This is a genomic window from Myceligenerans xiligouense, from assembly GCF_003814695.1.
Classification (GTDB): domain Bacteria; phylum Actinomycetota; class Actinomycetes; order Actinomycetales; family Cellulomonadaceae; genus Myceligenerans; species Myceligenerans xiligouense.
Window position 1 is genome coordinate 551075 of sequence record NZ_RKQZ01000001.1, and the last position, 13251, is coordinate 564325.

Annotated in this window: 11 protein-coding genes; 3 read left to right on the forward strand and 8 right to left on the reverse strand. The window is 72.4% G+C overall.

Annotated elements, in window-relative coordinates; translation table 11 throughout:
- Positions 1-4: 4 nt before the first annotated feature.
- Together EDD34_RS02405 and EDD34_RS02410 are read right to left on the reverse strand one after the other, a co-directional pair.
- Positions 5-607: a response regulator transcription factor gene (locus tag EDD34_RS02405; protein WP_123813147.1), complete on the reverse strand. Its 603-nt coding sequence runs from the start codon at positions 605-607 to the stop codon at positions 5-7.
- Positions 604-1818, reverse strand: a complete 1215-nt coding sequence (locus EDD34_RS02410; protein WP_123813148.1) for a sensor histidine kinase — start codon at positions 1816-1818, stop codon at positions 604-606. Before EDD34_RS02410 ends, EDD34_RS02405 begins: the two co-directional genes overlap by 4 nt.
- Before the next feature lie 154 nt (positions 1819-1972).
- Here EDD34_RS02410 and EDD34_RS02415 point away from each other — a divergent pair, with 154 nt between their 5' ends.
- A complete protein-coding gene (locus EDD34_RS02415; RefSeq protein WP_123813149.1) occupies positions 1973-2530 on the forward strand; it encodes a small multidrug efflux protein in 558 nt (185 codons plus the stop codon).
- 43 nt (positions 2531-2573) lie between these two features.
- On the opposite strand, the gene EDD34_RS02420 is transcribed toward EDD34_RS02415, so the two are convergent.
- The 4 genes from EDD34_RS02420 to EDD34_RS02435 form a co-directional block, all read right to left on the reverse strand.
- Positions 2574-4460, reverse strand: coding sequence for a glycoside hydrolase family 15 protein (locus EDD34_RS02420; RefSeq protein WP_123813150.1), 1887 nt, complete (start codon positions 4458-4460; stop codon positions 2574-2576).
- Between the two features lie 107 nt (positions 4461-4567).
- Positions 4568-5851, reverse strand: a complete 1284-nt coding sequence (locus EDD34_RS02425; RefSeq protein ID WP_123813151.1) for an ABC transporter permease — start codon at positions 5849-5851, stop codon at positions 4568-4570.
- A complete protein-coding gene (locus tag EDD34_RS02430; protein ID WP_246012147.1) occupies positions 5848-6543 on the reverse strand; it encodes an ABC transporter ATP-binding protein in 696 nt (231 codons plus the stop codon). Before EDD34_RS02430 ends, EDD34_RS02425 begins: the two co-directional genes overlap by 4 nt.
- A 205-nt stretch (positions 6544-6748) precedes the next feature.
- Complete coding sequence (locus EDD34_RS02435; protein WP_123813152.1) at positions 6749-7579, reverse strand: helix-turn-helix domain-containing protein; 831 nt, start codon at positions 7577-7579, stop codon at positions 6749-6751.
- Between the two features lie 145 nt (positions 7580-7724).
- On the opposite strand from EDD34_RS02435, the gene EDD34_RS02440 reads away from it, so the two are divergent.
- Complete coding sequence (locus EDD34_RS02440; protein WP_123813153.1) at positions 7725-8411, forward strand: SDR family NAD(P)-dependent oxidoreductase; 687 nt, start codon at positions 7725-7727, stop codon at positions 8409-8411.
- Positions 8412-8468: 57 nt separating this feature from the next.
- On the opposite strand, the gene EDD34_RS02445 is transcribed toward EDD34_RS02440, so the two are convergent.
- Positions 8469-9368, reverse strand: a complete 900-nt coding sequence (locus EDD34_RS02445; RefSeq protein ID WP_123813154.1) for a ketopantoate reductase family protein — start codon at positions 9366-9368, stop codon at positions 8469-8471.
- 172 nt (positions 9369-9540) lie between these two features.
- On the opposite strand from EDD34_RS02445, the gene EDD34_RS02450 reads away from it, so the two are divergent.
- On the forward strand, positions 9541-10305 hold the full coding sequence (locus EDD34_RS02450) for a DUF427 domain-containing protein (RefSeq protein ID WP_123813155.1): 765 nt from the start codon (positions 9541-9543) through the stop codon (positions 10303-10305).
- Between the two features lie 140 nt (positions 10306-10445).
- Here the strand turns inward: EDD34_RS02450 and EDD34_RS02455 are convergent, their stop codons facing one another.
- Entirely contained in the window at positions 10446-13091 is a 2646-nt protein-coding gene (locus tag EDD34_RS02455) for a bifunctional FO biosynthesis protein CofGH (RefSeq protein ID WP_123813156.1), read from the reverse strand.
- Between the last annotated feature and the right edge of the window lie 160 nt (positions 13092-13251).

Below are 13251 nucleotides of genomic sequence, written 5' to 3' on the forward strand. Positions count from 1 at the left end.
AGGTTCAGATCCAGCCGCGCTCCTCCGCGAGGAGTACCGCCTGCTGCCGGGAGTCCACGGCGAGCTTGCCGAGAACGGCGGAGATGTGGTTGCGCACCGTGCCGGGCGCGAGGGACAGGGTGCGCGCGATCTGGCCGGTCGTCTCGCCGCGGCGGCCGGCGCGCAGCACGTCGAGCTCACGGTCGGTCAGCGGCGGGCGTTCGTCGCTCAGGGCGTCGGCGGCGATCTCCGGGTCCACGTAGCGCCCGCCGGCGGCCACGCGGCGGATGACGGCCGCGACCTCGTCGGCGGAGCGGGACTTGGGCAGGAAGCCGGCGGCCCCCGAGGCCAGCGCGCGCCGCAGGACACCCGGTCGCGCGTGTCGGGTGACGATCACGCACCGGGTGGCCAGCGTGCGGTTCAGCCGCTCGGTGACCTCCACGCCGTCCAGCCCGGGCATCTCGAGGTCCAGCAGGCAGACATCCGGTTTCAAGCGCTCCGCGTCCGCGACCGCCGCCGCGCCGTCGGCGGACTCCGCGACGACCTCGATGTCCGGTTCCAGGCGCAGCAGCGCGGCCAGCGCGGACCGGATCATCCCCTCGTCGTCGGCGACCAGCACACGGATCATCCCGCCCTCCTCCCCTCGGTAGGAACCGTGACGACCACGGTGAACGTCTCGACCTCGTGCCGTACCTCGAGCTCGCCGTCCGCCTCGGCCGCGCGTCGCGCGATCCCGTCCAGCCCCGCACCGCCGGTGCTCTCGGGGGCGTCGCCGGCGACGTCGTTCGAGATCTCGTAACGCCACGACCCGTCCGCCCGCGTGAGGGAGAGGCGCGCCCACCGGCCGCCGCCGTGACGCAGCACGTTCGTCGTCGTCTCCCGGATGACCGGCCCGAGGGTGGACGCCGGGGCCAGCGACGCGTCCGGGTGCACCTCGGCCTCCGCTCGTGTCCCCGCGGCCCGCAGCAGGTCCACCGCGTTGGCGAGCTCGTCGCGCAGCGGCACCGAGCGGAAGCGGGTGGCCAGGTCTCGGGTTCCCTGCCGCGCGTCGTCCACGCTGACGCGAGCGGCGCGCAGCTGTTCCAGGCCCGCCTCCGGGTCCCGCGGCATGAGCCGCTCGGCGAGCTCCAGCTGGAGCGCGACGACCTGGAGATGGTGCCCCTGCAGGTCGTGCACGTCCGTCGCGAGCCGCAGCCGTTCCTGGGTCGCGGCGAGCTTCGCCTCCGAGGCCCGGGCCCGGTCGAGCGCGACGAGCACGTCCCACCACCACAGCGAGGAGACCGTGATGACCGGGAGCATGGCGGCCAGGACGAGCAGCTGGATCCAGTTCGATCCGTCGCTCGCCGCGAGGGTGACGCGGAGGTCGATCACCGCCAGCGCGACGAGCAGCACGGTAGCGGCCAGCACCACGCGCGAGCGCACGCCCGGCGGCCAGTTCAGCAGCATGACCACCTGGATCAGCGGCAGGACGCCCACCACCCACACGCCGGTGACGGCGGCGGCCGCGACCCCGTAGGCCACCGCGATCAGGAACGCCGGGAGGTGACGCCGCCAGATCACCAGCGGCGTCGCCTCCGTCCGGTGGCGGTAGGCGAGCGTCGGAGGCAGCGTCGAGAGCCACCACAGCACCCCGCCGACGCCGACGACGGCGGACGCGAGCCCACTGAACTCGCCCTCGACGAGAGCGGCCATCAGGAGAAGCACGATGGTCAGCTCGAAGAGCACGATCGCCAGTGCGACGTACCACCAGGTCGCGCTGATACCCCGGGTGAGCCGCAGCGCGGTGCGGGCTTCCGCTGACGCCGACGCGGCGGCGGCACGCTCGGATCGGCTGCTCATCCGCCCAGGTTACGGCCATGACAGTTGTCATGGATGCGGTGGGTGAACGACCCGGGACGCGGTGACAGGGAGGCACTTCCGAGCTGCCTCCCCGAGCGGTCGAATGGAGCCAGCACCGGGGACACCCCCACACCACAACCCACGGGAGCACCACATGAGCTTCATCGACACCCTCCAGGACCTCGTCGGGCAGGTGCCCGACCTCTTCCAGCCGGTCATCGTCGCGGCCGCCGGCGCCATCCCCTTCGTCGAGGGCGAGGGTGGTGTCGTGATCGGCATCGTCGGCGGCATCCCGCCGGTCGTCGCCGCGATCGCCGCGATGGCCGGCAACTTCGTCAGCGTGGCCGCGCTCGTGCTGCTCAGCTCCGGCGCGCGCGACGCCGTCGTGACCCGGCGCCGTGAGAAGGTCCTGGCGCGGGACGGCGTGCCGTCCGGCAGCGGCCTCGAACTCGACGTGGCGCCGGCCGAACCCACCACCGGCTCCCGGAGCGCCGCACGCCGCGCGAAGTTCCAGCGCGCCTACGAGCGCTACGGCGTACCGGGCGTGAGCCTGCTCGGCCCTCTCCTGCTGCCCACCCAGTTCACGGCCACCATGCTCGCCGCCTCCGGCATCGGCAAGGCCCGCATCCTGGCCTGGCAGGCGATCGCGATCATCGGCTGGACGACGCTCACCGCACTCGTCGCGAGCGGTGTCATGAACGCCGTCGGCTGAGCCGCCGTCGCGGACCTGCCGGCCCCGGCCGTCGACCGTACCTCTAGGACGGAGCGCGCTGGATGGCCCAGGCGGCGTTGATGAGGCCGATGTGGCTGAACGCCTGCGGGAAGTTGCCGATCAGTTCGCCGTCGGCGACCTCCTCGGCGAGCAGCCCGAGGTCGTTGGCGTACCGGCTGGCGCGATGGAACGTGTCCCGGGCCTGTGTCACCCGGCCGGCCTCTGCCTGTGCCTGGGCCAGCCAGTAGGTGCAGAGCAGGAACGCGCCTTCCTCGCCGGCCAGACCGTCGACGCCGGTGGCCGTCCGGTACCGGTACACCAGTCCGTCGTCGTCGGTGAGCCGGTCGGTGATCGCGTCGATCGTGGCGAGTACCCGTGGGTCGGTGCCGGGCAGGAGCCCGACGATCGGGATCATCAGGGCCGACGCGTCGAGGTCGGCCGAGCCGAACGACTGGGTGAACGCGCCGGCCTCGGAACTCCAGCCCTGGTCGAGAATCGCGGCCCTGATCTCCGCCGCGACCGTGCGCCAGCGTGCGCCACGGTCGCCCGCCCGCAGCAGTGGAGCCAGCGCGGCCGCCCGGTCCAGCGCCACCCAGCACATCAGCTTGGAGAAGAGGAAGTGCCGGGGTGCGCCGCGGATCTCCCAGATGCCGTTGTCGGGCTGCTTCCACAGCGCGGCGGCGGTGTCGGCGAGTCCGACCAGGAACTCCCGGGTCGCCGGCGTCGGCTCCTTGAGCTGGTCACGCAGCCGGTAGGCGGAGGCCAGCAGTTCGCCGTACACGTCCAGCTGCGGCTGGGTCCAGGCGGCGTTGCCGACCCGGACCGGCCGGCTGCCGCGCCACCCGGACAGGTGGGGAAGCGTGCGTTCGGTGAGATCGTGCTCGCCGCCGACGCCGTACATGATCTGCAGCGAGCCGCCGCTGTCGTGCGCGGCGGCCGCGGCCATGAACTCGAAGAACTCGTCCGCCTCGTCCGGGCACGCGGCGACCCACAGGGCGTCCATCGTGAAGCTCGCGTCACGCACCCAGGCGTAGCGGTAGTCCCAGTTGCGCTCCCCGCCGACCTGTTCCGGCAGCGAGGTGGTGGCCGCGGCGATGATCGCTCCGGTCGGCCGGTAGCTCAGCCCTTGCAGCACACGGCCGGACTGCAGCACCAGGTCACGCCACGGTCCGTCGTAGGCCTGGTGCGCGGCCGACCAGCCGCGCCAGGCGGCGATCGTGGCCCGCAGGGCCGCGTCGATCTGATCGGGGGCGTACGGCCGCGGCGGAGGGTCGGCGAGCCGCGTGTGCTGCAGGGCGAAGCCGACGGTCTGCCCGGCGGTGACGCGGACGGTCGCCCGCGCCTCGCCGTCGGACAGCTCCCAGTCCACGGTGGAGGAGAGCAGCATCCGGCTCGCCCCGCCGGCGCAGCGCACCGCGCCGTCGGCGCGGGTCAGGAGGGGAACGATGAGCCCGTACTCGGGGCGGGGCCGCACCACGATCTCGAGCTCGACGTCACCGCTGATGCCGCGCACCTGGCGGAGCAGCGTGTGCGGGGCGTGCTCGCCGAGCCGGTGGGGGTCCTCGTCGGGCGGGGCCGTCGTGCCCGCCGTGCCCGTCGTGCCCGCCGCGTCGACCGTGCCGGCAGTTCGCGGATCGGTGATTGCCAGGGCGTCGGTCAGCTCGACCGATCCGGTCGGGGTGGTGAAGACCGTCCGCAGGACGAGGGTGTCGGGGACGTAGCCGCGGTGGGTCTCGACGTCGGTGGTGCCGGCGGAACCGGCCGGCCGGATCGTCCACGCCCCCGCCTCGGCGTCCAGCAGCCGGCCGAGCACCGAGGGACTGTCGAACCGCGGAAAGGCCAGCCAGTCGACCGAGCCGTCCCGCCCGACCAGTGCCGCGGAATGCCGGTCCGACAACAGCGCGTAGTCCGCGATCGGTTGCTGGCTCACACCCGTTCACCTCCGCCTGGATCCGGCCGCCCCGCGGGTCGGGGCCGCCTCACGGGCCGTGCCCGCCCTGGGCGGGACGAGCACGGCCGGTGCGCCGGCTGATCCCACTACTCGTACCGTAGCGAGGAGATCGGATCCTGCCTCGACGCCCGCAGGGCGGGGAGGGTGCCGGCGAGGAACGCGATGCCCATGACGCCCAGTACCACGCCCGCCACGGTGGCCGGTTCGAACGCGAGGAGTGTCAGCCCGGGAAGGTCGGCCAGGAGGTCGCCGGACACGCCGCCGACGAGCTGCCCGACGCCGATCGCGGCGAGCACCCCCAGTGCGCTGCCGGCCAGACCGATGACGACCGCCTCGATGCTGAACAGGGAGAAGACGCGGGCGTTCGACAGGCCCATCGCCTTCATCAGCCCGACCTCGCGGGTGCGTTCCTGCACGGCCATGAAGAGCGTGTTCACGATGCCGATGCCCGCGGCGACCAGCGCGATCACGGCGAATCCGTTCAGCACGAGCACGATGGCGTCGATGACGGACGTGATCGTGCCGAGCTGTTCCTCCAGCGTGGCGGCGGTGTACCCGGCGTCGGCCAGGCGGTCCTGGAGGGCCTGGGTCTGCTCCTCGCCCGCACCGGCGTCGAACCAGACGGATGCCTGCCCGTAGCGGGTGCTCTGCGACTCGGGAGCTCCCGCGGACTGCAGGTCGTGGAGGGCCTCGGTGAGCGCTTCGTTCGGGATCGCGCCGGACATGCTGATGACACCGGGCTCGGCCACGCCGACGACGGTCGCCCCGGTGGTCGCCCGCGCTCCGGTGCCGTCCGTGACGGCCAGCACGACCGTCTGCCCCGGTGCGTCCTCGGCGCTGCCGAGCTCCAGCGGCTCCAGGTAGTCCTCCGGCAGCACGAGCTCGGGCTCCGCCGCGTCCAGGTCGACCTGCTCGCCGGCGGCGAGTTCGACCTCCATCCCGGGCACGAACTGGGAGACGGCGATCTGGTACCGGTCTCCGCCGTCGTACCGGACGTAGTCGACGGCGACGTCCTTGACCGGCTCGACGTCCAGCACGCCGTCGATGCCGGCGATGGTGTCGATGTCGTCGTCGGTGAGGGCCACCGCCGTCGTCCCGGGCGGTCCGTCGGCCTCGATCTGGTCGGGGTCGAACTCGGCCGGGCCGCTGTCGGCCGGCTCGGACTCGCCGGCCTTGGTGACCGTCATGACGTCGTCGACGCCGACGGAGGCCACCGTGTCGTCGATGTACTGGTTGATCCCCGTGCCCAGGCCGTTGGTCACGGACAGCGTGAACGCGCCGATGAAGATCGCCAGCACGGTCAGGCTCGTCCGCAGCCTGGCCCGGAAGGCGTTGCGGAACGCCGTCCCGACGATGTCGCTGCCCCTCATGCCGCGACCTCCTCGTACGCGGCGATCAGGCCGTCCCGGAGGTAGATGCTGCGGTCGCACCGCGAGGCGAGGTCCTCGTCGTGCGTGACGACGACCAGATTGATGCCCTGGCGCCGGTTGAGGTCGAAGAGGATGTCCTCCACGACGCCCCCGGTCGCCGTGTCGAGGTTCCCGGTCGGCTCGTCGGCGAAGATCACGCGCGGCCGGTTGATCAGCGCCCGGGCGATGACGACCCGCTGCTTCTGCCCGCCCGACAGGTTGTTGGCCGTGTTGCCCGCCTTGTCGTCGAGCTCGAGCTGAGCGAGGGCGGCCATGCCGCGCGCGACGCGCTCGCGGCGCGGCACCCCGGCGATCTTCAGCGGGAGGGTCACGTTGTCCAGCACGCCGGCCTGGGCGTTGAGGAAGAACTGCTGGAAGACGAACCCGAACGTGCTGTTGCGGGTCCGGTTGAGCTGCCTGGCCGACAGCCGGGACGTGTCGGTCCCGTCCAGGGTGATCGTCCCGGCGGTGGGCCGGTCGAGCAGGGCGAGCAGATGCATCAAGGTCGACTTGCCCGACCCGCTCCTGCCGACGATCGCGAGGGACTCACCCTCGATGATGTCCAGGTCCAGCCCTTTGAGCGCCTCGAAGGCGCTCGGGCCGGAACCGTAGGTCTTGCGCAGATTGCTGACGGAGATCAGTGGGGATGCCACGTCGGCACCTCTCTCGTGTGGCCGGAGATCCTGGTGTCGTCAACCCTCACCGAGGAACGGGCCGCGCGAATCGCCCTGACGATGACACCTGGCTACCCCACTGGTACTACTCCCGCGGCCCGTGGCCGGCACGATCGGGCCGCGCGCGTGATCCTCGCGTGCACGGTGCACGGTGCACGGTGCACGGTGCACGGTGCACGGTGCACTATGCCGGCGCCGGCAGCTCCGTGGACGCCAGCCGGGCGAGCTTGGCCGCGTCGCCGGACCCGGCGTCGGGGTGGTACACGACGAGCATCAGGTCCTCGGCCCCGCCGATGCTCAGACGTTCCCGGTTGAGGGTCAGCTCACCGAGCCGCGGATGGTCGATGCGGAGGGGCGTCCCGCGCTGCCCGCGCACCTCGTGGCGTGCCCAGAGCCGACGGAAGTACGGGCTCACCCGCGAGAGCTCGTTGATGAGCGCGACGAGGCGGGGGTCGTCGACGTCGTTGCCGGCCGCCTGGCGCAGGTTGGCGACGAAGCACTCCGCGACGTTCCGCCATTCCGGGTGGAGCGCCTGTTCGGACGGGTCCAGGAACAGGTCTCGCAACTGGTTGCCGCCGGCGACGAGGCGCGGGTCGAGCGCCCGGGCGAGCGCGTTCGAGGCCAGGACGTCGAAGTACCGGCCCTCGATGAACGCGGGCTGGACGAGGGAGTCCAGCAGCTTGAGCGCGCCTGCCGGCGGGGTCTCCTCCGGAGGCCGCCGGCGGGGTCGCCGGGGCGCGTCCGCGACCAGCGTCAGCAGGTGGGCGAAATGGTCGTCGTCGAGCCGCAGCACCCGGGCGAGCGATTCCAGGACCTGTACGGAGGGGTTCCGGTCGCGGCCGCGTTCCAGCCGCAGGTAGTAGTCGGCGCTGATGCCGGCGAGCATGGCGACCTCCTCCCGGCGGAGACCGGGAACCCGCCGCACGCCCGCGTCGGGGAGACCTGCCTGCTCCGGCGTCACCAGCCCGCGGCGCGCGCGCAGGTAGGAGCCGAGGGCGTTCGTCCTCCCGCTCATGCGGCCGGCACCGGGTGCTTCGCGGCGCGTGGAGGGGGTCCTGACGCACCCCGGGCTGGAGAGGGCTCTGGGCCGGGCGGGAGAAGGCGCATAGCGTTCCCAACGGCTCACCCGAGCCGCATATTTCGAGACGAAGGACTGGACCATGACCATCACGCTGATCACCGGGGCCAACAAGGGCATCGGGTTCGAGACGGCCCGGCAGCTTCTGGCACTCGGCCACACCGTCTATCTCGGGGCGCGCGACACCGGGCGCGGCGAGAGGGCCGCGGCCACGCTCGGCGCCCGGTTCGTGCGGCTCGACGTGACCGACGACGCGTCGGTGAGCGAGGCGTTCGCGACGATCGAGGCGGACGAGGGCCGGCTCGACGTTCTCGTGAACAACGCCGGCGTGCTCGGGAGCGAGGCCCTCGACGGACCGACCGCGCTGCGCGTCTTCGACACCAACGCGGTCGGGATCGTGCGGGTCACGGAGGCCGCGCTGCCCCTGCTTCGCAAGTCCTCCCACCCGACCGTGGTCAACCTGTCGAGCAGCGCGGGGTCCTTCTGGGCGGTGAACAACCCGGACCGGCCCGAGTACCACCTGCCCGTCCCGCTCTACGCCGCCTCCAAGGCGGCAGCCACCATGCTCACGGTCCAGTACGCCAAGGCGCACCCCGGCATCAGGTTCAACGCGCTGGAACCCGGCACCACCGCCACCGACATGACGGCGGCGTTCGGTATCGGCCGGGCTCCTGAGGAGAGCGCCGCGGTCGTCGTGCGGCTGGCCACCCTCGACGCGGACGGGCCGACGGGGACCTTCCAGGACGAGTTCGGGCAGCTGGCCTGGTAGGGCGGTTCGTTCGGCAGGGGTCCCGGTATCGGTCCGTGCTCTCTGCGTCCGGGCCGGTCAGTCCCGGTCGGGGAGGCGCGCGCCGATCCTGGTGACGAGGTCGTCCAGCACCGGCGTGTCGATGCCGTGCATCACGGCACGGCGCTGCACGGCGCCGCCGATGGCATCGAGCTCGCCCGTCCGTCCGGCCTCGATGTCGGCCTGCAGGGAGGACCGCATCGACGCCGGGAAGCCGTCCAGGATGCCGCGCAGCTCCGCGCCCGTGGTCGGCACGCCCTCCGCGGTGGCGACGGCAGCGATCTCGGCGAGCAGGCCGGAGGTGACCTGGGCATCACGCGCCAGGGCGTCCCCGATACCGGTGGACCAGGCGGACGTCAGCACCGCGAGCGGCGCGAGGAACCGGAGCTTCCTCCACAGCACCTCCGCGTCGGTGCCGCCGCTCAGGACCTCGATGGGTGTGTCGCGCAGGGCGGCCACGACGCCGAGCCCGTCGGCGTCGTCGGGCACGACCACTCGTAGCAGGTCGCCACGGTGCCGGACCCGCGGTGGGCCGGCCTCGCCCGTGCCGGTGCGGAGCGTCTCACCCGCGATGGTGCCGCCGACCACGCGGACGCCGGGCAGCGCCGAGCGCAGCACGTCGAGATGATCGAGCCCGTTGAGCAGGGAGAGCACCTCGACGGGGCGGGCGCCGGCGAGCTGTTCGGCGGCGGCGACGACGCCTTCCGCCTTGACCGCGACGACCACGCGCGCACCATCGGGCACCGTGGTGGCCGCGGCGAGCGGCGCATGCCAGGTGCCGAACCTGTCGGTCTCGATGTCGAGACCGTGGCCGGCGATCTGCGCGGCGGTCCTGTCGCGCGCGACGACGACGACGTCGTGCCCGGCCTGCTGGAGCATCGCGGCGACGAGGCCGCCGATCGCGCCGGGACCGATGACGGCGATGGGGATGTCGGACATGGGGTCATCGTAGGTCCGCAGGGCGCCGGGCCCGACGTCGACGGTGACGGTGACGGTGACAGAAGTGCCGCACGACGGAACAACCCTGACGCTCTGCCGGGTTGCGAGAGTGGGGCGTCCTGTGGTCGGGACGCACCGGCCCGTGATCTGGCCCCAGCGAGAGGTGACAGAAATGCCCGAGATCGTCGAGAACCCGTTCGTGATCGCCCCAGGAACGGTGCAGCGGGGCCGGACCAGGATCCGCGCCTTCAGCGAGGGCGAGCTCGTCGCCGACGCCACCGCGCCCCTGCTGGTCTGGGAACACTCCTACTATCCGCAGTACTTCTTCGCGCCCGAGGACCTGGAGGTCGAGGTGCGTCCGACGGCGTCGCGGAGTCCGCGGTCCAAGGCCCTCGGCCCCAGTGAGCTGTTCGACGTCGTGGTCGGTGACCGCACGCTCCCCGGGGCGGCGCGGCGCTACCCGCAGGCCCCGGTCGAGGCCATGCGCGACGCGTTCGTTCTGACCTGGTCGGCCTTCGACACCTGGCTCGAGGAGGACGAGGTGCTGCACACGCACGCGCGCAGCCCGTACGTGCGGACCGACGCGCTGCCGTCCAGCCGGCACGTCCGCGTCGTCGTGGGCGGGGAGGTCGTCGCCGAGTCGCACCGGCCGGTCGTCCTGACCGAGACCGGGCTCGTTCCCCGCTACTACCTGCCGCGCGTCGACGTGCGGATGGACCTGCTGACCCCCACGGACACCACGAGCCACTGCCCCTACAAGGGAGAGGCGTCGTACTGGTCCCTCAGCGCCGGGGGCACGGAGCTCACGGACATCGTCTGGGGGTACACGACCCCGCTGCCGGAGTCGGTGCGGCTCGCCGGCCTGGTCTGCTTCTGGCCCGAGAAGAGCGCCGAGCTGGAGTTCTACGTCGACGGGGTGCGGGTCGGCCGGCCATAGGCAGAACGGCAACATGAGATGTGGTCGGTCCGTTGTCCGTGCGGTCGGTGCTCCGACGGACCGACCGCACGGACGACGGACCGACCACGCGGCCGGCCGACGGCGCGATGCCCCAGTGAATGACCCGGGCGGGGATGCCGTCAGGGTCGGCCGTACGTCGTGGTGCGCTGACGGACCGGGCGGCCGATCCCCGCGGCGATCTCCTCCAGCTCCGCGACCGTCTTGGCCGAGCCGTGCTCCGAGCCCGCCATCCGGGAGATCGTCTCCTCCATCAGCGTGCCGCCCAGGTCGTTCACCCCGGCCCGCAGCATGCCGCGTGTGCCCTCGACCCCGAGCTTCACCCAGCTCGTCTGGATGTTGTCGATGCGGCCGTGCAGCATGATCCGGGCCATGGCGTGGACGGCAAGGTTGTCGCGGGCGGTCGGACCGGGGCGGGCGACGCCGGCGAGGTAGATCGGCGAGCTGTTGTGCACGAACGGCAGCGGCACGAACTCGGTGAACCCGCCGGTCTCGTCCTGGATGCGGGAGATGACGCGCAGGTGCTTGACCCAGTGGCGCGGGTGGTCGACGTGCCCGTACATCATCGTGGAGCTGGACCGGAGCCCGACCCGGTGCGCCGTGGACACGACGTCGATCCACGTGCTCGTCGGCAGTTTGCCCTTCGTGAGGATCCAGCGCACGTCGTCGTCCAGGATCTCGGCGGCGGTGCCGGGGATGGTGTCCAGGCCGGACTCGCGGGCCTTGATGAGGAAGTCCTCGAAGCTCAGGCCCGTGCGCGAGGCGCCGTTGACGATCTCCATCGGGCTGAACGCGTGCACGTGCATGTCCGGCACACGTTGCTTGATCGCGCTCACGAGGTCGAAGTAGCCGGTGGCGGGGAGCTGCGGGTCGATGCCGCCCTGCATGCACACCTCGGTGGCGCCGAGCCCCCGGGCCTCCTCGGCCCGGTCGGCGACCTGGTCGAGGGACAGCGAGTAGGCGTCGGCGTCGGTGCGGCGCTGGGCGAACGCGCAGAACCGGCAGCCCACGTAGCAGACGTTGGTGAAGTTGATGTTCCGGTTCACCACGTAGGTGACGTCGTCGCCGACGACGTCGCGCCGCAGGTGGTCGGCGAGCGACGCGACCCGCTCGAGCAACTCGCCCTCGGCCGTCATCAGCGTCAGCGCCTGCTCGTCCGTGAGCCCGGCGGGATCCCGCTCGGCCGCCGCCAGCGCGGCCTTCCCCTCGGGACTGATCGCCGCCGCGGACGTCGCCGCCCGCCCTGCGCCGTCGGCGCCGTCGACCACGCCATTCTGTTCGACCACGCCATTCTGCCCGGTGGCAGCGCGACCACCGGGCAGAATGGCGTGGTCGGCGGGCTGGGCAGTCTCGTTTCGGCGCGCCACCTCGTCTCGTAGGCCCTGCCAGTCGCCGTAGACCGCGTCGAAGTCCGTGCGGCGGTCTGCCGTCCGGCCCTCGGTGTCGACCGTGGCGTGCAGGTCCGTGCGACCTGCCGCGACGAAACCACCGTCCGGTTCCTGCCACGGGAGTCCGGCAGGCTTCACGCCCGGGCGCGCCAGGCCGTCGTTGTCGGCGAGGGCCGCGACGTGGGTGCTGATGCGCGGGTCGAGCCACGGCTCGCCCTGCAGGACGTACCGCGGGTGGACGGTGAGGCGCGGGCGCAGGGTGAAGCCGTGGCCCTCGACGGTCTCGCGGAGGCGGTCCAGCGACGGCCAGGGGCGTTCCGGGTTCACGTGGTCGGGGGTGAGGGGCGAGACGCCGCCCCAGTCGTCGATGCCGGCGTCCAGCAGGGCCGTGCACTCGGCGAGGTCGACCAGGTTCGGCGGGGCCTGGATGCGGGCCTTCGGGCCGAGCACGATCCGGGTGACCGCGATGGCGGCGCGGTACTCGTCGAGGGGGAGGTCGTCGCGGTGCCGCATCGCGGTGTCGGGCTTGGCGCGGAAGTTCTGGACGATGATCTCCTGGAGCGCGCCGTAGCGGCGGGCGGTGGCGCGCAGCGCGAAGATCGTCTCGGCGCGCTCGGCGAGCGTCTCGCCGATGCCGACCAGCAGGCCGGACGTGAACGGGATCGAGAGCCGTCCGGCGTCCTCCAGCACGCGGAGCCGCACCTCGGGGTCCTTGTCGGGCGAGCCGTGGTGCGCCAGGCCCTTCGTCTCGTACAGCCGCCGGGACGTGGTCTCCAGCATCATCCCCATGGACGGGGACACGGGCTTGAGGCGGTTCATCTCCTCCCAGCTCATGACGCCGGGGTTGAGGTGGGGGAGGAGGCCGGTCTCCTCCAGGACCCGCACCGCCATCGCGCGCACGTAGGCGAGGGTGGAGTCGTAGCCGCGCGAGTCGAGCCACTGCCGGGCCTCGGGCCAGCGGTCCTCGGGGCGGTCGCCGAGCGTGAAGAGCGCTTCGAGGCAGCCCAGCTTCGCGCCCTCGGCGGCGATGGCGACGATCTCGTCGGGCGACAGGTACGGCTCGCGGCCCTCGCGCGCGGCCTGGCCGGGCGTCTCCACGAAGGTGCAGTAGTGGCAGCGGTCGCGGCACAGGCGGGTGACGGGGATGAAGACCTTGGGCGAGTACGTCGTCGTACCGGGGCGTCCCGCTTCCACGAGGCCGGCGTCGCGGACCCGCGCCGCGACCGCGCACAGCCGGTCCAGATCCTCGCCGGTGGCGGCGAGCAGCGCGGTGGTCTCCTCGACGTCCAGTGCGGCGCCGCGCTCGGCACGGGCGAGCGCGCGGCTGGTCTGGCGTGGGGTGGGTACCGCGGGGAGCTGGGCCACGATGTCGTCGTCCATGGTGAGAACCCTAGGAGATCGTGCGGGAGGCCCGTCGTCGAACCGCAGTGATATGCCGTTCCCGGTCGTCGAACCGCAGGGACACGCCGACGTCGAGTCCGTTGGTCGGCGTGTCCCTGCGGTTCGACGACCTGTATCGAGTCGGGACTGCGGGTCGGGG

What these genes read in the sequence shown, in the direction of transcription:
- EDD34_RS02405 (WP_123813147.1), bottom strand. Translation starts at nt 607, where the DNA reads ATGATCCGTGTGCTGGTCGCCGACGACGAGGGGATGATCCGGTCCGCG.
- EDD34_RS02410 (WP_123813148.1), bottom strand. Translation starts at nt 1,818, where the DNA reads ATGAGCAGCCGATCCGAGCGTGCCGCCGCCGCGTCGGCGTCAGCGGAA.
- EDD34_RS02415 (WP_123813149.1), top strand. Translation starts at nt 1,973, where the DNA reads ATGAGCTTCATCGACACCCTCCAGGACCTCGTCGGGCAGGTGCCCGAC.
- EDD34_RS02425 (WP_123813151.1), bottom strand. Translation starts at nt 5,851, where the DNA reads ATGAGGGGCAGCGACATCGTCGGGACGGCGTTCCGCAACGCCTTCCGG.
- EDD34_RS02435 (WP_123813152.1), bottom strand. Translation starts at nt 7,579, where the DNA reads ATGAGCGGGAGGACGAACGCCCTCGGCTCCTACCTGCGCGCGCGCCGC.
- EDD34_RS02440 (WP_123813153.1), top strand. Translation starts at nt 7,725, where the DNA reads ATGACCATCACGCTGATCACCGGGGCCAACAAGGGCATCGGGTTCGAG.
- EDD34_RS02445 (WP_123813154.1), bottom strand. Translation starts at nt 9,368, where the DNA reads ATGTCCGACATCCCCATCGCCGTCATCGGTCCCGGCGCGATCGGCGGC.
- EDD34_RS02450 (WP_123813155.1), top strand. Translation starts at nt 9,541, where the DNA reads ATGCCCGAGATCGTCGAGAACCCGTTCGTGATCGCCCCAGGAACGGTG.
- EDD34_RS02455 (WP_123813156.1), bottom strand. Translation starts at nt 13,091, where the DNA reads ATGGACGACGACATCGTGGCCCAGCTCCCCGCGGTACCCACCCCACGC.